This window comes from Sinomicrobium weinanense (assembly GCF_018863395.1).
In the GTDB taxonomy this organism is placed as follows: Bacteria; Bacteroidota; Bacteroidia; order Flavobacteriales; family Flavobacteriaceae; genus Sinomicrobium; species Sinomicrobium weinanense.
In genome coordinates, this window is record NZ_JAHKRR010000009.1 from 136,283 (window position 1) to 157,808 (window position 21,526).

Genomic DNA, 21,526 nt, shown 5'->3' on the forward strand with positions numbered 1-21,526 from the left:
GGGAGAACTTACCCGGGTATAATTTTTTATAAATATAACATTTTACTACATTCGTGTTATAAAAATACAATAACTGAAGTCTTAACCAATACAAAAGTACATTAGAAAAGTGTTATGAAAAACATCTTGATCATCGGAGTGGGAAAATCTACTTCTTACCTTACTCAATATTTATCGGAAAAAGCAGCATCCAAAGATATACAGATCACCGTTGGGGACATCAATGAAAGTAGTATTAGTGAACTGGAACGGACGTATGATAATATAAAAGGGATCCGCCTGGATATTTTTGACCGCGGACAACGGGAAGCTGCCGTTCAGAATGCGGACCTGGTCATCTCCATGCTCCCGGCAAGGATGCATGTGGAAGTGGCGAAGGATTGCCTTGCTTACGGAAAACACATGGTAACGGCCTCCTATGTAAGTGCGGAAATGCAGGCACTGGACGAGGAGGTGAAGAAAAAAGGCCTGGTGTTTATGAACGAAATAGGCCTGGACCCCGGGATAGACCATATGAGCGCCATGCAGGTCATTGACCGTATACGGGATAAAGGAGGGAAAATGCTGCTCTTCGAATCGTTTTGCGGTGGTTTGGTGGCCCCGGAGAGCGATGATAACCTGTGGAACTATAAATTTACCTGGAACCCGAGGAATGTGGTCGTAGCCGGACAGGGGGGCGCTGCAAAATTCGTCCAGGAAGGAACGTATAAATACATTCCCTATAACAAATTATTTCGCCGTACTGAATTCCTCAACATAGAAGATTACGGCAAATTCGAGGCTTATGCCAACCGGGATTCGCTGAAATACAGGGAAGCCTACGGACTTGAGGATGCCTTGACCCTATACAGGGGTACGATGCGGAGAGTGGGATTTTCAAGGGCGTGGAACATGTTTGTTCAGCTCGGTTTGACAGATGACAGCTATGTCATGGAAAATTCCGAGAACATGAGTTATCGCGATTACGTAAATGCGTTTTTACCGTATTCGCCGACCGATTCGGTAGAACTGAAGATGCGGCACAACCTGAAGATCGACCAGGACGATATTATGTGGAACAAACTCGAAGAACTGGAGCTGTTCAGCCGGGAAAAGAAAGTCGGGCTGAAGAACGCTACCCCGGCACAGGTACTTCAGAAGATCCTGGAAGAAAGCTGGAGCCTGAAAGAAGATGACAAAGACATGATAGTGATGTATCACAAGTTCGGTTATGAAATTGACGGGAAAAAGTCACAGATCGATGCCAGTATGGTGGTCATAGGCGAAGACCGTAAACTTACCGCAATGGCTAAAACCGTGGGGCTTCCGGTGGCTATGGCGGCACTTCAGATCCTGGACGGAAAGATCAATACACCTGGTGTGCAGATACCGATACGCCGGGAAGTCTATACTCCCATACTCAAAGAACTGGAAGAACAAGGCGTGATCTTCCGGGAAAAAGAAGGGCCTTATTTGGGTTATAACCCTCATAATGTTGCGGGGTGATAGGGTAGTGCCGATGATTTTTGGGTACTTCGTTACGTTCTACACCCCCCTGTTTTCCCCCTCAAGAGGGGAGCCTTATTGCTTTTTAAGGAGACTTTCAGTTCCCCCTTGAGGGGGGAAACAGGGGGGTGTTCAGACTTATTCATAACCTTTGCAGAATAAAACGAAAACCGTTGTTTATTTATAAATTGTTAATTTAATGTCCGTATAATGCACAAATATGTTGCAAATGTTGTATATTTAATTGCAATTTAATATCAGTGCTATGAAGATAATCAACGAAGTGGTAGAGATTGACGGGATAGACAAGGAAATTCTGCGATCCCTGATGAGTGATGCGCGCAAACCGATACTGGAGATCGCACGTAAGGTCGGGATCTCGGGAGCGGCAATCCACCAACGGCTGCGAAAACTGGAGGAATCCGGGCTTATAGCGGGCTCAAAATTTATGTTAAACCCCAAAGTACTGGGCTATTCTACCATGGCCTTTATAGGCATCTACCTGGACAAGGCCATGCGGAACCCGGAGGCGGTAAATCAGCTCAAAGAAATACCGGAAGTCCTGGAATGTCACTATACCACCGGAAACTGGAGTATACTCATTAAGATGCTCTGCAAGGACAATGAGCACCTCATGTACCTGCTCAACCAGAAAGTACAGACCATAGAAGGAGTTTCGCGAACAGAAACTTTTATCTCCTTGAACCAGCAAATAGACAGGCAGATACAGTTGTAGTAGAGGTATATGGGGTGGAAGTTATAGGTTACAAGTTGCAGGTTTATATGTTTTACAACCCGGAACTTGTAACCTGCGACTTGTAATTTTTTAATAACTTCATTTCCTCCTTATGTTAAAAACTGTCAATCTCTTTGTATTTATTCTAAATAATAATTATTTTCGCCTCCGAAATGGAGACAGTATTATTTAAATCCAGGTATTACGCAGCGTATCAGTCGAAGAAGGGGCGTTGTTTTTTTGTGGATATCCAGGACAGGAGGATAAAGATGTCCTTTTGCCAGTTACTGGCTTTCCGGCAAAAGATACTCGCCATTGATCTGGACGCGCATTTCGATGCGGAACTGAACCGCCACGGAATAGAGATACTTACACTTTGTAACAGGGAACATCTCTTTGTCCTTGATACCCTGGAAGTCGTTGACCTTAAAATGTTTATACAGGGCATATTTACTATGTCGGAACTTCATACTCTGGTTACGGTTTAATGCCCCGTTCTTCAAATTCCTGACGTATTTATTTTTCTTATTTATATTTAGTCTTAGACCGGTTCTAAATTCCCTGTGTATTAAGAAGTTAGGTTTTATTTTTCGTAACTTTGATCAAAGAGATCAGCGATTTAGAAACTGTTTAAGTTTCTTAAAGACAGCGAAAATAAAAAATCAGAGCGATGAAAGATTTAGTAAGACAAAAATTAAGTATAAACGTAGATGTAATGGACATGCTCAACGAGCAGATCGCCAAGGAGGCGCATTCATCTTCCATATACCTGGCCATGGCCTCGTGGTGCGACCACAATGCGCTGAACAACAGTGCCAAATTTTTCTACGACCAGGCCGAAGAAGAACGGGAACACATGATGAAGATCTTCAGGTTTATCAATGACAACGGCGGAACTTCCTATTCTCCGGAAGTGAGTAACATTCCACATGATTACAATTCGCTGGAAGAGATCTTCGAATCTGCCCTTGGGCAGGAGATCAACATTACCAAGTCCATTCACAATATTGTGTTGAAATGTAGAAAGGTAAATGACCTGGCTACGGAAAATTTCCTGCAATGGTTCGTTAAGGAACAAATGGAAGAAGAACAGACCATGAGAAAAGCCCTCGACCTTTTTGAACTGATGGGCACCGATGGTATTGCGCTGAAACTCATAGACGAGCGTATACCGACTATTAAGGGATAATCGGGGAATAAGATCAAAAAAAGTAAAAGGCGGTTTAAACACCGCCTTTTTTCGTTTATATATTGATATATCGTTTAATTTCTCGACCCGAGTACACGCAGTGCCCAATACAGCAACATGGCCAGTGAACCGATAGCAGCTACGAGATAAGTTCTTGCAGCCCATTTCAGGGAATCTTCGGCCCCTTTGTATTCCTGGGGGCTGAGCATATTCTTGTTCTTCAGCCAGGCGAGTGCCCTGTTACTGGCGTCGTATTCGACCGGAAGGGTTATAAAGCTGAATAATGTAGCCAGGGCCATAAGTACAAGTCCTACGATCGCAACGGTAAAACCTATCATGGAACCTGAAGCCGCGCCCAGAATAAGCCCACCGATAATAAGCCATTGCGACATTCCTGAAGAAACACTTACCACTGGTACCAGCTTGGAACGCAATTGCAACCATTGATAGGCCTTGGCGTGCTGAACAGCATGCCCGCATTCGTGAGCGGCAACTGCCGCCGCCGCTGCATTGCGTTGGCTGTATACAGCTTCACTGAGGTTCACAGTCTTTTTTACCGGGTGGTAATGGTCGGTAAGCCTACCGGGAGTGGATATGACCTTTACATCGTATATCCCGTGGTCGGACAGCATTTTTTCAGCGATCTCGGCCCCGCTCATTCCATTGCGCAAGTGTACTTTTGAGTAATATTTGAACTTGCTCTTCAACTTATTGCTCACCAGCCAGCTTATCAGCGCTATACCTCCGATAATTACATAATATCCTAAATAGCCTCCCATATTCCAGAGTTTTTGTTTTTATAAAATTACGAAATTTTCTGTTTCCATACTTGCCGGAAACACTTTCGGAAAGAAAAACAAAAACCCGGCCAAATGAAAATGACCGGGTAGAGAATTAAGAATATTTTAGTATTTCATGCCTGCGGAATGAACTTTTGTCAGTTCCGGTCATACCGCAGTTTCCCAGCCAAAGGCTTCTGCAATGCCATCATAGGTGAGCTCGCCGTTGACGATGTTTACCCCTTTTGCAAGCGCCGGATTGTTTCTGCAGGCCTTTTCCCAGCCATTATTGGCCAGTGCCAGTACATAGGACAGGGTAACGTTGGTAAGGGCAACGGTGGAAGTATAAGGTACAGCACCGGGCATATTGGCCACACAATAATGCACCACATCGTCAATGATATAGGTGGGATCTTCGTGAGTGGTGGGTCTGGTGGTTTCGATACATCCGCCCTGATCAACCGCAACATCCACGATCACGGTTCCGGGGCGCATTTCCGTAAGCATATCACGTGTAATGAGGCTTGGGGCCTTGGCCCCGGGGATGAGGACACCCCCTATGATGAGGTCGTGGGTCCTTATGTGTTTTCTTATATTGTATTCGCTGGAGAATTCGGTAACCACATGGCTGGGCATAATGTCGTTGACATACCGCAAACGTTTCATATTGATATCCAGGATAGTCACATGTGCCCCGAGTCCTGCCGCCATTTTAGCGGCCTGCATGCCTACAGTTCCGGCTCCGAGTACAAGGACCTTTCCGGGAGGTACCCCGGGAACGCCTCCCAGGAGCACACCTCTTCCCTTGATGGGTTTTTCCAGGTATTTGGCGCCCTGCTGTATGGCCATTCGCCCTGCAACTTCCGACATGGGAGTAAGTAGCGGCAGACTCCCGTCAGTGTCTTCCACGGTCTCGTAAGCAATGCAGGTGGCCCCGCTCTTGAGCATGGCCCTTGTCAGGGCCTCACTCGATGCAAAGTGGAAGTAGGTGAAAACTACCTGCTCTTCCCTTATTAACGGATATTCCTCTTCAATAGGCTCTTTGACTTTGACGATCATTTCGCTTTGGGCATATACTTCCTCGATAGTAGGAAGAATAACAGCTCCGACGGCTTCGTAATCCGCATCAAAAAAGCCACTTCCCTCTCCGGCAGTGGCTTGAATGTAAACGGTGTGGCGGTTCTTTACCAGTTCGAAAACCCCGGCAGGCGTAATTCCCACCCTGTTTTCATTGTTCTTGATCTCTTTGGGTACCCCTATGTTCATAATGTGCGTGTTTTGCACTTTAAATTAGGAGTTTGACGTAAGAAAAGTGTAAAATTATACGCAAAAAGAAAGGGAGCTATTTCGCTATTACGAAAAAATACTCCCTTTGTATTGAAAAATTTTGATTGCGGATATCTCTGGAGAAACTTAACAGCCAGCGACATTGAGGCCGAGAAGTTTATCTTGTTAAGAGATCTCGATGGCACTCCTGATAGTGAGAATAGAATTTCCTTTACCCCACAATATTAATGATCTTTCCGGGGACGATAATGATCTTCTTCGGTGTCCTTCCCTGAAGCTGTTCCTGCGTCTTTTCGTGTGCCAGGACAATTTTTTCCATCTCTTCGGTGCTCATGTCCAGCGGAAGATCCAGTTTAAAGCGCATTTTGCCGTTAAAGGAAACGGGATATTCCTTGCTGCTTTCCACCAGATATTTTTCTTCAAATTCCGGGAAGGGGGCAAAAGCTACAGACCCTTGGTGTCCCAGTCTTTCCCACAATTCCTCGGCGATATGTGGTGCATATGGCGAAATAATGATCGCCAGAGGTTCCAGAACCTCCCGGGAATTGCATTTCTGTGCTGTAAGCTCATTTACAGCGATCATAAAGGATGATACGGAAGTATTAAAGGAAAAATTCTCAATGTCTTCCACTACCTTTTTGATGGTTTTATGCAGGGTTTTCAGGTTTTCTTTGGAAGCGGGGTCGTCCGATACGTGGAAAACATCCCCCTGGCCCCCCTCGAGGGGGGAATGGTAGAGCTTCCACAATTTTTTCAGGAAGCCGTGTACGCCGGTAATGCCGGCGGTGTTCCATGGCTTGGCCTGCTCGAGCGGGCCGAGGAACATTTCATACATACGCAGGGTGTCTGCTCCGTATTGTTCACAAATATCATCGGGATTGACCACATTGTATTTGGACTTGGACATTTTTTCCACCTCGCGGCCTACAATATATTTACCATCTTCCAGAATAAATTCGGCGTCCCTGAATTCCGGGCGCCATTCCTTGAAGGCTTCCACATCCAGTTCGTCCGAGGCGTTGACCAGGGAAACGTCGGCGTGGATAGGCTCTGTTTCCCGGCCTTGAATCTTGTTTTTCGAAATAAGGGTGTTGGAACCTTTGATCCTGTAAACAAAAGTGCTGGTCCCCAGGATCATCCCCTGGTTAATGAGTTTTTTGGCAAATTCATCTACCGGGAGCAGTCCCTTGTCAAACAGGAATTTCTGCCAGAAACGGGCATACAACAGGTGCCCGGTGGCGTGTTCGCTACCGCCGATATACAGGTCTACGTCTTTCCAGTAGTTGAGGGCTTCCTGCGAGGCAAATTCGTCCTGGTTATGAGCATCCATATAACGGTTAAAGTACGAGGAGCTCCCGGCCCAGCCCGGCATGGTGTTCAACTCAAGGGGGAATACAGTCTTGTGATCGATGAGATCATTGCTCACCACTTCATTTTTTTCGGTATCCCAGGCCCAGGTTCTGGCATTGCCCAGGGGTGGTTCCCCGGTTTCTGTGGGGAGGTATTTTTCTACTTCGGGTAGCTTTAGGGGCAGGTGTTCCACACCGATCATTTGTGGCAGCCCATTCACATAATACACCGGGAAAGGCTCGCCCCAGTAACGCTGCCGACTGAATACGGCATCGCGCAGGCGATAGTTTATCCTTCCCTGGCCTGCATTTATGCTTTCCAGCTTTTCGATAGCCTTTTTGGTAGCTTCTTCATAAGACAACCCATTCAGAAAATCGGAATTGGCTATGACCGTTCCGTTTTTCTCGCTGTAAGCAGCTTCTGAAATATCCACATCCTTAAAAATGTTCGGGATGGGGATATCAAAGTGTTTTGCAAAATCATAATCGCGCTGATCTCCGCAAGGGACAGCCATGACGGCACCCGTTCCATACCCGGCCAGTACGTAATCGCCTATCCAGACAGGAACGGGTTCTTTGGTAAACGGATGTTCGGCATAAGCCCCGGTAAAAACTCCCGAAATGGTCTTTACATCGGCCATACGGTCACGTTCACTGCGTTTTGCAGTGGCTTCGATATAGGCTTCCACAGCTTCTTTTTGTTCGGGAGCAGTGATCTCACGTACCAGCTCGTGTTCCGGTGCCAGGGTCATAAAACTGACGCCGAATATGGTATCGGGACGGGTAGTGAAAACGGGAATTTCGAATGCCGTACCTTTTACCTTGAATTTTACTTCAGCCCCTTCGGACCGGCCTATCCAGTTGGTCTGTGCATCTTTTAAAGGCTGGGGCCAGTCTATACGGTCCAATCCTTCCAATAAACGTTTTGCATAGGCCGTGATACGCATGCTCCACTGGGTCATTTTTTTTCGTACTACGGGATGGCCGCCGCGTTCGGATACACCGTTCACGATCTCGTCATTGGCGAGTACGGTCCCCAGTGCGGGGCACCAGTTCACTTCGGTCTCGGCCAGGTAAGTAAGCCTGTATTTCAGGAGTATTTTTTGTTGATCTTCCTCTGAAAAATTGCGCCATTCGTCTGCGGTAAAAGGCTCTGTGTCATTGTCACATACGGCGTTTATCCCGGTATTTCCACCGGCTTCAAATTTTTGCACCAGGATAGAAATATCCTCCGCCTTACCGGTGTCGTTATTGTACCACGAATTGAATAGCTGAATAAATATCCATTGGGTCCATCGGTAATAGTCAGGGTTGGAGGTACGTACCTCACGGCTCCAGTCGAACGAGAATCCGATCTTGTCCAACTGCTCCCGGTATCGCTTAATATTGGTTTCGGTAGTGAGCGCCGGATGCTGGCCGGTCTGTATGGCATATTGTTCTGCAGGAAGGCCAAACGAATCGTATCCCATCGGGTGGAGTACATTAAATCCCTGGTGGCGCTTGTACCTCGCATAGATGTCGGAGGCAATATATCCCAGCGGATGCCCTACGTGCAATCCGGCTCCGGAAGGGTAGGGGAACATGTCCAGCACATAATATTTGGGCTTGTCAACCCCGGCCGAACCGGGATTTTCGGCTTTAAAAGTTTTGTTTTCTTTCCAATACTGCTGCCATTTGGTTTCGATGGCGTTGTGGTCGTACTTCATATGTGTATGGCCCGTTTCGTTTTTCACGGGATGTTTTTTTGCTGATTCAGATATGATTGATGCGCAAAAATACAGTTATTGAACGAAACAGGCAATCCCTCGACTCCCTTCGACTCAGCTCAGGGGCCGCTGCTTGGGAACCGGAGATGAACTTTTTCTTTAGCCTGGGGAATCAGATCAAATCTATGCCCGGTCCCCGAGCGGAGCCGAGGAGGAGGGGGCTGGAGAAAATCTGTTCTTAAAAGTAAAGGCATAGGGTGTTTCCCCGTGTTCCCGGATGTGTTCCAGCCGTTCGCGGGCATCGGATACAGAGGGGTATAAGTCGTCTTCTATATACCACATGGCCATGTGCATTTCCTGCATCTTGTGAAACCATTCCTTTTTCCGTTTAAAGATCTCCACATGATCAGAATGGTAGACATAGCGGAAAAGGGAATCAATATCAGTCCAGACGGACATATTGACGATGATGTAATCGTCATCATAGATCTTCATGGAAGTGGCATTATTGCCATCGTCTTTAAGGCGCCAAACAAAACCGGGGCTGTTTTCGGCAAGGGTATTGATACGGTCGAGGTTGGCCACGAAATCGGCCATTACGGGACTGTCTATCGTCCCTTTCATACGGGCGATGTTAACCTGGGCTAGTTGCATAGATTTTGCTTTTTGAAATGGAAAGTGAATCGGAGAGCAAAATACTAAACAAAACGGAGAATACCTAAAATAGTCCGTTATCAAATTGCCAGGGACGGGAGTTTCAGGCTAAAAAAGGGGGATGATGAGGTTGTTTGGTGTAATGGCGGGTATATATCTGTTTAGGATTTACAGGTTTTTCAGGTCCTTGATCACTTTGAAGGCCTTGTCTATTTGTCCTTCACCTACAATAATGGTAAATTCGTTGGTGGTGGAGATCACTTCGTGCAGGATGATACCTTCCCATGCAAGTCGCTGAAATATAAAGTAATATATCCCGGGAATGACTACGTTCTCTTCGGGAAGTTTTACCGTAATAGAGGCGAGGTCCTCTACTTTCTGTGTCATTTTTTCTTCCCGGAAAAGCGACTCTACCATAGTGTTCAGGGAATTGCTGACCACAATATTGGTTTCGTTGACCCCTCTGGATGAAGTGTAAAAGGCATCCTTGTTCTTGTTTACTTCCTTGAGGAGATTGGCCTGGCTGTTCAGTATACTGTCAGACAGGAAGAAGGTGTAGTCCGTCAGGGACGATCGTACCGTGATCTCTCCTATGTTTTTAAGCACTTTGAGAATTTTGTGTGTGGCGCGAAACTCCATATCGGTGGATAAACGTTTTAGCGCCATAACAACAGCTCCGCTCCTCACTTCTTTACCCAATTGTTCTTCAATTTCCGGACCGATGATCCTGGAAAGCGATGTTAAATTAATAATGCCCTGAGCAAGAGCGCTTTGAAGAAAGGGTTTTGTCTTGATGTAATTCTCAACTACGGAAGAAATCGTTTTCATCTTGGAATGGTTTTGGTTTACAGTGGCTAAATTAACAAATTGTTTTATTTAAAACAAACAGTAGTGAAAATAAATTTCGAATATTTTTTTATAGCAGGTCTTTTTTCGGTATCGGAACAGGAAAAATCGTTATTCTGTTTCGCAGAAGGGCGATCGTAAGGGGGTTAGAAATGATAAAAGGCATCTTCCAGGTGCTCCAGGGTATAATTTTTGTCTTTTCCGGTGATGGCTATAATATCAAATCTTACTTCCTTTTCGATATTATTTGTAACAATATAATGGTCTGTGGCCTTGACGATCTGTTGTATTTTCTTTTTGTTCACGGCGTCTTGCAGATTTTGAAAATCTGTCGAACTCCGGGCCTTTACTTCTACTATGGAGAGAATATTTTCTTTTTGGGCAATAATATCTATTTCGGCTTTTTTGAAGGTATAATTGCGTTTTAGTATTTGATATCCTTCATTCTGTAAGTACGCCGTAGCCAGGTCTTCCCCCTTTTTGCCGAATTCATTGTGTTCTGCCATGTTTTTGTTTGCTGCCTTACACGTAAAGTTAAGGAAAAAACGGAATAGTAGGTTGTTATGCTTTCAAATGTCGTCTTTGTTTTATTTGTACTTTTATAAAAATTTTTGTCATGAATATGCGAAAAATCATTATTGCAGGGAGTATTTTGTTCTCTTTGTTCATTATAGCATGTTCCGGTAAACCAAAGGCTGAAAAACAGGGGAGATCAGTAGAAAAGACGTCGGCAGGGGTGGAAAAGATCTCCCGCGATACCTTAGCATTGTCCCTGGGCAAGGGCTTTGTTTCGGGAGAGGTGCAGAAAGAAGAAAGGGCAAATAAATACTTTGTCTTTAAAACCGACGGCCCGGGAAAGCTATCGGCAAAACTGATATCGCAGGATACCATGGCCAACATCCGGTTCACCCAGATATTTTTCCCGGATGGTTCGGCAGATGGCCCTTTTGGCAGGACGCTGAATTACGAGCTGGAACAGGCCGGGACATACACCCTGTCGGTCGGTGAGAATATGATGGCCGGAGAGCCGTGGACCGGAAGTTTTACGATAACGGTGGAACTGGAAAAGTAGCTTTTTGCTCCGTGTTTATTTACGGTCTTCAAATTCAAGAGAAACGGTATCCTTGTTTACGGTCAACTTTACTTTTTTGCCCATAATAAGCGCCCGGTTGTCTTCCATATGCCCTGCGGGGAAGTCGAAACAGACCGGAAAGTCATAAGCATCGGCAATTTCCCTGACGATCCCTATGGCGTCTTTGCCCCAGGGCGTGCTGTTGTCGTGCATTTTGGTCATTCCGCCTATGATAAGGCCTTTCAGGTTGTCGAAATACCCGTTGCGCTTGAGGTTCATCATCATCCGGTCTATGTGATAGAGGTATTCGTCAAGATCTTCGATAAACAAGATCTTTCCGTCCGTTTGTATGGCCGAAGGAGAACCCAGCAGGCTGTAAAGAATGGAGAGGTTGCCACCTGTCAATTGCCCTTCTGCCGCACCCATACGGTTTTGTACACGTGAAGGTACGGTGTATTTGAGGCCTTTGCCAAACAATGCCCGTTTAAAACTCTGTATGGCTTCTTCAGAATTCCTTTTTACGTTGATGGGCATGGTGGCATGCAGGGTGGCTATACCCATATTGTGGATATGGCTGTGCAGTACGGTAACATCGCTGTATCCTATGATCCATTTGGGGTTTTTCCTGAATTTGGTAAAATCGAGCATATCCACGATACGGACGGTTCCGTATCCGCCCCGGGCGGCCCAGATGGCTTTTATACTCGGGTTGTCCAGCATGTTTTGCAGGTCCCGGGCCCTGGCCTTGTCTGTCCCTGCGAGTTGGTGATATTCAGGGCCGATGGTTTTTCCGAGTACCACCTTAAGCCCCCATTTTCGCAGGGAGTCCATAGCCGGCCCGAGGTCTTCGGGTTGAAAACTTCTTGCCGTTGCTACGATGGCTACCGTATCACCTTTCTGAAGGTAAAGAGGAAAAGTGATCGGAGTCTGAGAATAGCTTTCCAGCATGGTAAAAAACAACAGTAAAAACAATAAAGAATGTTTGATGGGTCTGAGCATGTTCAATACAGGTGTAATTAATAATGTTGCAGCAAAATAACAAATAAGTCGGGAAACAGGTACACGATTTCCCGATTTTTAAGGTCTAATCCATCCTAATGCTTATTTTTGCACACTAATCCGGCCGGGTTCAGGATTTTGAGGAGTGAAACCTCTTGTATTGACCTGAAAAACAGGTGCCGGCTTATATTTTAGATTGACGAAACAAGAAAAGAATATATTATGCCACAGCTCCCAAAGCGCTATACAATTACATCTGCACTGCCGTATACCAACGGCCCTATACACATAGGCCACCTGGCCGGGGTGTATGTCCCTGCCGATATTTATTCCCGCTACCTGAGGTTGCGGGGAAGAGAGGTTGCCTTTATCTGCGGAAGCGATGAACACGGGGTGGCAATTTCCATGCGGGCCAGGAAAGAAGGGATCTCGCCGCGTGAAATTATCGATAAATACCACACGATCATCAAAAAATCCTTTGCGGATTTCGGTATTTCGTTTGACAATTATTCCCGTACTTCGGCAGAGATCCATCATAAAACGGCCTCGGATTTCTTCCGGAAAATGTATGACGACGGAAAATTTATAGAAGAAGTTACCGAACAATTATACGATGAGAAGGCCGGGCAGTTCCTGGCCGACCGTTTTGTCATCGGAACCTGTCCGAAATGCGGCAATGAAGAGGCTTATGGCGACCAGTGCGAAAACTGCGGTACTTCTTTGAATGCCACAGACCTGATTAACCCGAAATCGACCATTACCGGAACCAAACCCATATTAAAAGAAACGAGGCATTGGTTCCTTCCGCTCGATCAATACGATGGTTTTTTGAGGGAGTGGATATTAAAAGGGCATAAGAACGACTGGAAGCCCAATGTTTACGGACAGGTAAAGTCGTGGATAGACGACGGGCTGAAGCCCCGTGCCGTGACCCGCGACCTGGACTGGGGGATCCCCGTACCTGTGGAAGGGGCGGAAGGAAAGGTGCTCTATGTGTGGTTTGATGCACCTATCGGTTATATTTCGTCTACCAAAGAATGGGCAGCAAGGGAAGGAAAAAACTGGGAGCCCTACTGGAAAGACGAGCAGACCAAGCTGGTACACTTTATCGGGAAAGACAACATTGTGTTTCACTGTGTTATTTTCCCGTCCATGCTCAAGGCGGAAGGCAGCTATATTCTGCCCGATAATGTTCCGGCCAACGAATTCCTGAACCTCGAAGGCAACAAGCTGTCTACCTCGAAGAACTGGGCGGTATGGTTGCACGAATACCTGGAGGATTTTCCGGGGAAACAGGATGTATTGCGCTACACACTTACCGCCAATGCGCCGGAGACGAAAGACAACGATTTTACCTGGAAGGATTTCCAGGCCAGGAACAACAACGAACTGGTGGCGATCTTCGGTAATTTTGTCAACCGTGTAGTAGTGCTCACCAATAAATATTACGAAGGCATTGTCCCCCAACCGGGAGATCTTGCGGAAACAGATAAGACCGCTCTTGCCGAACTGAAGAAATATCCGGAGACCATCGCTGCTTCGATAGAACGCTACCGCTTCCGGGAAGCCTTAAGTGAGCTGATGAATGTAGCGCGGCTCGGAAATAAATACCTGGCGGACGAAGAGCCCTGGAAGATCGCAAAAGATAACCCGGAAAGGGTAAAGGCCATTATGTATGTGGCCTTACAGGTTGCCGGAATGCTGAGCGTATTGAGTGAGCCATTCCTGCCGTTTACGGCTAAAAAACTGCAACAAATGCTGGGCCGCCCCACCTTGGATGAAACTGCTCCCTGGGATGCCGTTACAGGTGCCGATGACCTGCTTCCCGCAGGACATAAGATCAACAAGGCAGAACTGCTCTTTAGCAAAATAGAGGACAAGGAAATAGAAAAACAACTGGAACGCCTGGAGCAGACCAAACAGGAGAACAAAAGCGATAATAACGACCTGCCTCCTCAAAAGGAAACGATCTCCTACGAGGATTTTGCCAAGCTGGACATGCGCGTAGGCACCATTGTGGAAGCGGAAAAAATGAAAAAGGCCGATAAACTGCTGATTTTGAAGGTAGACACCGGACTGGATGTGAGAACCATAGTTTCCGGAATTGCCGGCAGTTTTAAACCCGAGGATATTATCGGTAAAAAAGTAACGGTACTGGTAAACCTGGCCCCGAGAAAACTGCGCGGCGTGGAAAGCCAGGGAATGATACTGATGACACAGGATTCCGCCGGAAAACTGGTTTTTCTCAATCCTGACGATGTTGTGGAAAACGGGGAAACCATTTCCTGATTCCGGAAGATCGTATAAAGTTAAAGAGATAATGTTCTCCCCCCAGGGGGAGATGCCGCGGTTGCTGAGCGCAGTCGAAGTAGAGGCAGAGGGGGATTTCTCCCGGCTATAAAACCATAAACAACAAACAAATGAACATTTTAATACTGGGATCAGGAGGAAGAGAACACACCTTTGCATGGAAAATAGCACAGAGCAAAAAAGCAGAACGGCTGTTTGTAGCTCCGGGGAATGCCGGAACGGCCGGGACAGAACTGGCTTCCGGAGGAATGGTGACCAATGTGGCTATCACTGCTACGGATTTTGATGCCATAAAAGAGCTGGTGCTCAGGGAGAACATAGAAATGGTAGTGGTAGGCCCTGAGGACCCTCTGGTGAAAGGAGTGCACGATTATTTCCTGAACGACCCGGAACTGAGTGATGTAGCTGTAATAGGCCCGCAAAAACAGGCAGCCCAACTGGAGGGAAGCAAGGAGTTTGCCAAGGAATTTATGACGCGGCACAGTATTCCTACTGCGGCCTATGAGAGTTTTACCAAAGAGCAGCTGGAAGAAGGATATGCATTCCTGGAAAAGCTGAACCCTCCTTATGTGCTGAAAGCAGACGGACTGGCAGCCGGAAAAGGGGTGTTGATATTAAACGATCTCGAAGAAGCCAAAGAAGAACTTAAAAATATGCTGGTGGAAGCCAAATTCGGCAATGCCAGCGCCAAGGTGGTGATCGAGGAGTTCTTAAGCGGAATAGAACTTAGCTGTTTTGTGGTGACCGATGGTAAAAACTACCTAACCCTTCCTATGGCCAAAGATTACAAAAGGATAGGAGAGGGAGATACGGGCCTGAATACAGGTGGTATGGGAGCAGTGTCCCCGGTGCCGTTTGTCGATGGAGATTTTGTAAGGAAGATAGAAGAACGCATTGTAAAGCCAACCGTTTCGGGCCTGCAAAAGGATGAACTGCCATATAAGGGCTTTATCTTTATCGGATTGATAAAAGTGGGCAACGCCCCCTATGTCATAGAATACAATGTGCGTATGGGTGACCCGGAGACCGAAGTGGTATTCCCCAGGGTAAAGACCGACCTGGTGGATATTTTTAAAGCAGTAAAATCCGGAACCCTGGACAGTATAGAACTCGATATTGATGAAAGGGCAGCCACTACCGTAATGGCAGTATCAGGAGGATATCCGGAAGCGTATGAGAAAGGAAAGGAAGTTACGGGAACGGATACGATCAAAGATTCCCTGGTCTTTCATGCGGGAACCGTGTTAAAGGATGGCAGTACCGTGACAAACGGGGGCCGGGTCATTGCGGTAACTTCGTATGGAAAGGATTTTAAAGAAGCGCTGCAAAGATCCTATCAAAACATGGGGAAACTGCGTTTTGATAAAATGTATTACAGAAAGGATATAGGTTTTGACCTGTAAGAAAGCATAATAAAACCGTCTCAAAAGTACTGTAAAGCGTCGTCATGCTGAACTTGCTTGTACTGAGTACAATCGAAGTGTTTCAGCATCCCATCCTGCTGATCGGACAACCGGGATGAGAACCTGAAACAACCCTTCAACCATGCTCAGTGCAGGCAAGCTCAGGGTAAAAGTTCAGGTTGACGTAAACATCACTTCTGAGACGGTTTTTTTATTTTGTCTTGTATTACTTTAAAAAGGAATGTGCAGAAACACTCTTGTCCTCTTCGCCGGCGTCGTTGAATTTTTTGAGTTGAAGTACCCAGTAAACAAGGGCAACCATACAGATAATCATAAATATCCAGTTCAATGTGTTTGCTGCCCACCAGCTTTCCAGTTCCAGTTTGCGCAATGCATGGATAGGTACAAAGAGTATATCTTCAAACAGGTATTGAATGCCTTCAAAAAAATCTTTCATCATTAAAAGGTAAAAGTTATACTATATTTACGCTGCAAATTTACGTTTTTTACGTCATAAATATATAAAAACACAAGATGATTTCCAGTTTTTTTAACCGGGCGAAACCCATAAATTTTTTGTTGATTTCCCTGTATTTGGGTTTTTTCTACTGGATTACACAAATTTATCTTTATGATACGGGGTGGACCGTTCCCGTATTTTTCTCCTATGCCGGGGTTTTCCTGGCGATCGTTTTCAGTGTTTTTCTTGCGAACTTTATCATCCGCAAGAATGCGCTTTGCACCGGAAATTCCTATGCAGTATTGCTTTTTGTCATGTTTTTGACCCTTTTTCCGCAGATATTCCGGAGTTCCGAGATCATCATGGCCAACCTGTTCGTGTTGCTGGCACTGCGCCGGGTGATCAGTATACGGTCGCTTTTACAGATCAAGCAGAAAATATTCGACGCGTCCCTCTGGGTATGTGTAGCGGCCCTGTTTTATGAATGGGCTTTGTTGTTCCTGCTGGTGGTGTTTGCCGCCATACTGATCTACCGTTTTGGCGATTACAGGAACTGGCTGGTCCCTTTGGTGGCGATTTTCACGGTAGGAGTATTGCTGTCTACTTATGTTATCTGGTTCACCGGGATAGATTGGTTTGTGGACGTTTTCTCGTTTTCTGTGGATTTTTACAGTATAAAGACCAGGACCATAGGTTTTATTCTTCCCGTAGCACTTATTGCATTTTTCACCCTTTTATCCCTTGCGGCTTTTATTGCCAATTACAAGGCTAAATCTACAGGAGTGCAGTCTTCCCTACTCCTGGTTATCATTGCCTTGCTTGTAGGTACGGGAATAGCGGCTGTTTCGAATAACAGGGAAAGCGATGAGGTGGTGTTTACCTTTTTCCCCGCTGCGGTGCTTATGGCCAACTATCTTCAGCTTATTACCAGGAAATGGTGGAAAGAGTCCATATTGTGGTTGTTTATAATACTGCCTGTGGCGTTATTGTTCATTGGTCAAACCTGATCAGTGTTGTAACTTGGTTCCGTAAGCTAGGTCTCCCGCATCGCCCAGTCCGGGAACGATATAACCTTTGTCATTAAGCTCATCATCAATTGCGGCGATCCAGAGATGGGTGTCTGTGGGGAAGTGTTCCTTTACCCGCGCAATTCCCGCCTGGGCCCCGATAACAGCCAGAAGATGTATTTCGGAAGGGGTTCCGAGCTTTTTGAGTGCCTCATAAACAGCTATAAGGGACTGCCCGGTAGCCAGCATAGGATCGGCCAGTAGTAGCGTCTTTCCTTCCAGGGAAGGGGATGAAAGATACTCCACCACGATCTCAAAATCATCATCGTTTCCTGTATGATGCCGGTAAGCCGATATAAAAGCGTTTTCGGCATGGTCGAAATAGTTGAGCAGGCCGTTGTGAAAAGGAATGCCTGCACGGAGGATGGAGCAGATCACAATTTCATCGGTAACGAGCGGTACATTTTTTGCTCCGAGGGGAGTGGCAATGGATTTATTGTGATAAGAAAGCGTTTTACTGAGCTCATACCCCAGGATCTCCCCGATGCGTTCCATGTTTTTGCGAAACCGCATCCGGTCGGCCTGGATATGGCGGTCCCGGGATTCAGCAATAAAGTGATTCAGTATGGAATGTTGTGCCCCTATATGATGTAAATTCATGTGGTATGGTGTTTGTGTGCCCTTCAAATGTACTAAAAATGTACGGAGCAGGGGTAGGCAGGACAAGCTGAGGGATTAACCTTTGTACTTAGGAGGAATATCGTACTTTTGCGCGGAGATGCTCAGGGAATTATGGTGCCGGGAATAAGAAAAACTCAAATAAACCCGTTTTTTAAGCAACGGATTTGGGGGTGGGGCGTCTTGCAAATACAGGTTTAAAAAGTATAACAAAATAGAGATGAACAAACGAAAAATATTAGTCACAGGAGCAGCGGGTTTTATCGGTTTTTATATGGCTAATGCTTTACTGAAACTTGGGGATGATGTTGTTGGGTTAGATAATTTAAATGATTATTATGATGTAAAGTTAAAATATGCTCGGTTGGCTGAAGCGGGGATTAAAAAACAAATGATTGATGACCATGGGGGGGTGACGTGCAGTGTTGATCGTAATAATTACAGATTTGCCAAAATCGATATTACTCATTATAAAAAGTTAGAAGCATTATTCAAGGAAGAGCAATTTACTCATGTTATACATTTGGCTGCTCAGGCAGGTGTTAGATACTCTATAATAAATCCGCATGAATATGCTCAATCAAATTTGGTGGGCTTTCTCAATGTCCTGGAATGTTGCAGGCATTATGGTATAGCGCATCTGGTATATGCTTCAAGTTCATCGGTATACGGGGATAATACGGATATCCCCTTTTCTGAAGAACAAAAGGTAGATACTCCGGTTAGTTTATATGCTGCGACGAAAAGAAGCAATGAATTAATGGCATATTCTTATAGTCATTTGTATAACTTGCCTACTACGGGGCTCCGTTTTTTTACGGTATATGGACCGTGGGGAAGACCGGATATGGCTCCAATGCTGTTCGCCAAGGCTATTTTGGAAGGAAGGCCGATAAAAGTCTTTAATAACGGGGATATGCAAAGAGATTTTACCTACATAGATGATATTGTAGAAGGCGTTGTTAAGGTCTTGGAAAAACCTTCTGAAAAGGCTCCCCCTGTCGAATTATTTAATATTGGAAACTCTCAGCCGATATATTTAATGGACTTTATAAACGGATTGGAAAAATGTATAGGAAAGAAAGCTATCAAAGAATTTTTACCCATGCAAGATGGAGATGTGCATGTTACTTATGCTGATGTTTCAAAATTACAGGATAAAATAAACTATAAGCCCACAACGACTATTGAAAAGGGTATAGAAAAATTTGAGAAGTGGTATCAACAATACAACTAATTTTCTATGCAGAAAGAAATTAAAAAAGTTAAGGAGCTTGGGGTAAAGTATAAAAATATCATCTCAAATTTTTCTTACTTGTCTTTGCTTCAGTTTTTTAATTTATTAGTTCCACTTATCACCTACCCTTATCTTATTAGGGTTTTAGGAGCTGAGCTATATGGTGTGGTAATTTTTGCTCAAACAGTCACATCTTATTGTTCGATATTTATAAGTTTTGGATTTGATATATCAGGAGCTCAAGGTGTTGCAGTACATCGAGCTGATAAAAGATTAATATCGGAAATAGTCTCAAGTATTCTGATAATTAAGATATTTTTATGGTTGATCGCCTTAGCTGGATTATTGACTTTTCTGTATTTTGCTGATATTGAACATGAAATAATTTATTTGTATTCTTTTACCATTTGTTTTAATGAGCTGTTATTTCCTCAATGGTATTTTCAGGGGATTGAAAAATTAAGGTATGTAACACTTATTAATTTATGCACCCGGAGTTTATTTGTACTTTTAATTTTTGTTTTTGTAAGAGAACAGGAGGATTTTTTGTATGTGCCGCTTTTAAATGGTGTAGGAGCTTTTATTGGGGGCTTATGGGGTGAATACATACTTTTTTTTGGCGAAAGGATCAAATTTGAACTACCCTCTTTTTCAAAATTAAAAATGTACTTTAAAGAGAGCTCTACACTTTTTGCATCTAATATAATTATTTCGGTTAAAGATAGATTTAATGTGTTTTTTATAGGAATATTTCTTGGAATGCACGATGTAGCCGTATATGATCTGGGTGTAAAGATTATGACTTTGATCATGAAGCCTATAGAGATTATTAACGCATCTATTTATCCCCAGATCTCCCGAACTAAGGACATGAATTTTGTCAAGAAGATAATTAAGTATACATTTTTAGGCTGTTTTATTTTGATTGTTGTTTTAAATGTTTTTCTAAATCCTATAATCTCTCTTTTGGCTGATAACCTGGAAGGAGCAACAACACCTATAAGAATATTGTTAATATGCCCTTTAATTTTGGCTGTATCACTTCCGTTGGCGAGGAATTGTCTAACTATTTTCAAAAAGTATAATCTTTTATTATTGGGAATGACCCTGACAACCGCTTTTTATTTGTTGCTTATAGGAATATGTTATTACTTAGACATGATTTCTAGTGTAACGGCCTTTGCTATTATAGCGGTTGTTGTTTATATTTTCGAATTTTTATACAGATATTATATGTGTAAGACAAGGTCGTATTTGTAGTTGAATTCTATTTAACCAGGTGTTTTTTGCATAAAAATGGAAACTAGAAAAAAGATAATGTCTATAAAATGGTTTAAATTACCTTCATAATATATTTAACCCTCAGTAGAACAAGGTGATTTCATAATTTAATACTACTAATGTGTCGAAAATCCGGTCTTTTATAAAGGAGATTTATGTAAATAACAGGTCTTTTTTGAACCCCTTAAAGGCATTGTATGATTTTTACAGATATCAATTATTATCCGAAAGAGCATTCATTAAGAAGGAGTTTAAGAGAAATTTGGGATATAAAGTTAACCTTAATGATCCTAAGACATTTAATGAAAAATTGCAATGGTTAAAACTTTATGACAGGACAGAAATGCATACCAGATGTGCAGATAAAGTAATGGTTAGGGAATATGTGGCAGATAAAATAGGAAACGACTATCTCATTCCGCTCTATTTTTTTACGGATAATATTAATGATCTGCATAGAGAAAATTTTCCTGAAGACCCCGTCATAATTAAAACGAATCACGATAGCGGCAGTTACAGGATTGTCTTGGATAGAAACAAAGCAGATTGGGAATCTATAAGATCTTTTTTTAGAAAAAGGATTAGGAGAAATTACTATACAATATCAAAAGAGTGGCAGTATAAAAATATTCGTCCTAAAGTTCTTGTTGAGAAGCTTTTGTTGGACAATAATAATAATATTCCAAAAGATTATAAGTTCCATTGCTTTAATGGAAAAGTAGAATACATACAAGTTGATACAGACAGGCAAAAAGAACACAAAAGAAATTTGTATAACCTGAACTGGGAGAAAATACCCGTAGAGTGGATATATGCGAATGACCCCGGGGAGTTAAAAAAACCGGACCTGCTAAATGAAATGCTTGCATTGGCTAAGTCGTTAAGTGAGGATTTTATTTATGTTAGAATTGATTTTTATGAGGTTGGGGGAAAAGTATATTTTGGCGAAATAACTTTTCATTCAGAGTCGGGAATGGGTAAGTTCAATCCTGAAGAATATGACCACATATTAGGAGAAAAAATGGTTTTACCGGTAAAAAATTAATAG

At 44.1% G+C, this 21,526-nt stretch carries 20 protein-coding genes; 11 read left to right on the plus strand and 9 right to left on the minus strand.

Translation table 11 applies throughout. From position 1 onward, the window contains the following. The first annotated feature begins 114 nt into the window (after positions 1–114). From KN811_RS18740 to KN811_RS18755, 4 genes are all read left to right on the plus strand, one after another. The gene (locus tag KN811_RS18740; RefSeq protein WP_187966572.1) at positions 115–1,485 is read left to right on the plus strand and encodes a saccharopine dehydrogenase family protein; all 1,371 of its coding nucleotides are present in this window, start codon (positions 115–117) and stop codon (positions 1,483–1,485) included. 265 nt (positions 1,486–1,750) lie between these two features. Then, entirely contained in the window at positions 1,751–2,221 is a 471-nt protein-coding gene (locus KN811_RS18745; RefSeq protein WP_187966573.1) for an Lrp/AsnC ligand binding domain-containing protein, read from the plus strand. 173 nt (positions 2,222–2,394) lie between these two features. After that, complete coding sequence (locus KN811_RS18750) at positions 2,395–2,709, plus strand: hypothetical protein (RefSeq protein ID WP_187966574.1); 315 nt, start codon at positions 2,395–2,397, stop codon at positions 2,707–2,709. A 182-nt stretch (positions 2,710–2,891) separates the two neighbouring features. Further along, positions 2,892–3,410, plus strand: coding sequence for a ferritin (locus tag KN811_RS18755; RefSeq protein WP_187966575.1), 519 nt, complete (start codon positions 2,892–2,894; stop codon positions 3,408–3,410). Positions 3,411–3,484: 74 nt separating this feature from the next. Here KN811_RS18755 and KN811_RS18760 read toward each other — a convergent pair whose 3' ends face one another. The 6 genes from KN811_RS18760 to KN811_RS18785 form a co-directional block, all read right to left on the minus strand. Then, the gene (locus KN811_RS18760; protein ID WP_187966576.1) at positions 3,485–4,189 is read right to left on the minus strand and encodes a zinc metallopeptidase; all 705 of its coding nucleotides are present in this window, start codon (positions 4,187–4,189) and stop codon (positions 3,485–3,487) included. 168 nt (positions 4,190–4,357) lie between these two features. Further along, positions 4,358–5,455 (minus strand): alanine dehydrogenase, encoded by a 1,098-nt coding sequence (gene ald, locus KN811_RS18765; RefSeq protein ID WP_187966577.1) that lies wholly within the window; start codon positions 5,453–5,455, stop codon positions 4,358–4,360. A gap of 232 nt (positions 5,456–5,687) precedes the next feature. Beyond that, the gene (gene leuS / locus KN811_RS18770) at positions 5,688–8,531 is read right to left on the minus strand and encodes a leucine--tRNA ligase (protein WP_187966594.1); all 2,844 of its coding nucleotides are present in this window, start codon (positions 8,529–8,531) and stop codon (positions 5,688–5,690) included. Positions 8,532–8,714: 183 nt separating this feature from the next. After that, on the minus strand, positions 8,715–9,185 hold the full coding sequence (locus KN811_RS18775) for a DUF3291 domain-containing protein (RefSeq protein WP_187966578.1): 471 nt from the start codon (positions 9,183–9,185) through the stop codon (positions 8,715–8,717). 168 nt (positions 9,186–9,353) lie between these two features. Then, a complete protein-coding gene (locus tag KN811_RS18780; RefSeq protein ID WP_187966579.1) occupies positions 9,354–10,013 on the minus strand; it encodes an aspartate kinase in 660 nt (219 codons plus the stop codon). A 164-nt stretch (positions 10,014–10,177) separates the two neighbouring features. Beyond that, positions 10,178–10,537: a YraN family protein gene (locus KN811_RS18785; RefSeq protein ID WP_187966580.1), complete on the minus strand. Its 360-nt coding sequence runs from the start codon at positions 10,535–10,537 to the stop codon at positions 10,178–10,180. Between the two features lie 110 nt (positions 10,538–10,647). On the opposite strand from KN811_RS18785, the gene KN811_RS18790 reads away from it, so the two are divergent. Continuing rightward, positions 10,648–11,103 carry a hypothetical protein gene (locus KN811_RS18790; RefSeq protein ID WP_187966581.1) on the plus strand — a complete coding sequence of 152 codons (456 nt, stop codon included), beginning with the start codon at positions 10,648–10,650 and terminating at the stop codon, positions 11,101–11,103. A 15-nt stretch (positions 11,104–11,118) separates the two neighbouring features. On the opposite strand, the gene KN811_RS18795 is transcribed toward KN811_RS18790, so the two are convergent. Next, on the minus strand, positions 11,119–12,075 hold the full coding sequence (locus KN811_RS18795; RefSeq protein WP_247716557.1) for a S66 peptidase family protein: 957 nt from the start codon (positions 12,073–12,075) through the stop codon (positions 11,119–11,121). A 249-nt stretch (positions 12,076–12,324) separates the two neighbouring features. Between KN811_RS18795 and metG the strand changes: the two genes are divergently transcribed. Beyond that, on the plus strand, positions 12,325–14,391 hold the full coding sequence (gene metG / locus KN811_RS18800) for a methionine--tRNA ligase (RefSeq protein ID WP_187966583.1): 2,067 nt from the start codon (positions 12,325–12,327) through the stop codon (positions 14,389–14,391). A 131-nt stretch (positions 14,392–14,522) separates the two neighbouring features. Continuing rightward, on the plus strand, positions 14,523–15,815 hold the full coding sequence (gene purD / locus KN811_RS18805; protein WP_187966584.1) for a phosphoribosylamine--glycine ligase: 1,293 nt from the start codon (positions 14,523–14,525) through the stop codon (positions 15,813–15,815). 226 nt (positions 15,816–16,041) lie between these two features. Here purD and KN811_RS18810 read toward each other — a convergent pair whose 3' ends face one another. Next, on the minus strand, positions 16,042–16,272 hold the full coding sequence (locus tag KN811_RS18810) for a DUF6341 family protein (RefSeq protein ID WP_187966595.1): 231 nt from the start codon (positions 16,270–16,272) through the stop codon (positions 16,042–16,044). Positions 16,273–16,349: 77 nt separating this feature from the next. Between KN811_RS18810 and KN811_RS18815 the strand changes: the two genes are divergently transcribed. After that, positions 16,350–17,282, plus strand: coding sequence for a DUF6427 family protein (locus tag KN811_RS18815; protein WP_187966585.1), 933 nt, complete (start codon positions 16,350–16,352; stop codon positions 17,280–17,282). Here KN811_RS18815 and upp read toward each other — a convergent pair whose 3' ends face one another. Beyond that, a complete protein-coding gene (gene upp, locus KN811_RS18820; RefSeq protein WP_187966586.1) occupies positions 17,283–17,942 on the minus strand; it encodes a uracil phosphoribosyltransferase in 660 nt (219 codons plus the stop codon). A gap of 238 nt (positions 17,943–18,180) precedes the next feature. Here upp and KN811_RS18825 point away from each other — a divergent pair, with 238 nt between their 5' ends. The 3 genes from KN811_RS18825 (at position 18,181) to KN811_RS18835 (ending at position 21,523) form a co-directional block, all read left to right on the plus strand. Next, the gene (locus KN811_RS18825; RefSeq protein WP_187966587.1) at positions 18,181–19,197 is read left to right on the plus strand and encodes an NAD-dependent epimerase; all 1,017 of its coding nucleotides are present in this window, start codon (positions 18,181–18,183) and stop codon (positions 19,195–19,197) included. Between the two features lie 6 nt (positions 19,198–19,203). Beyond that, a complete protein-coding gene (locus KN811_RS18830; RefSeq protein ID WP_187966588.1) occupies positions 19,204–20,457 on the plus strand; it encodes an oligosaccharide flippase family protein in 1,254 nt (417 codons plus the stop codon). 196 nt (positions 20,458–20,653) lie between these two features. After that, the gene (locus KN811_RS18835; RefSeq protein WP_223129412.1) at positions 20,654–21,523 is read left to right on the plus strand and encodes an ATP-grasp fold amidoligase family protein; all 870 of its coding nucleotides are present in this window, start codon (positions 20,654–20,656) and stop codon (positions 21,521–21,523) included. Positions 21,524–21,526: the final 3 nt, after the last annotated feature.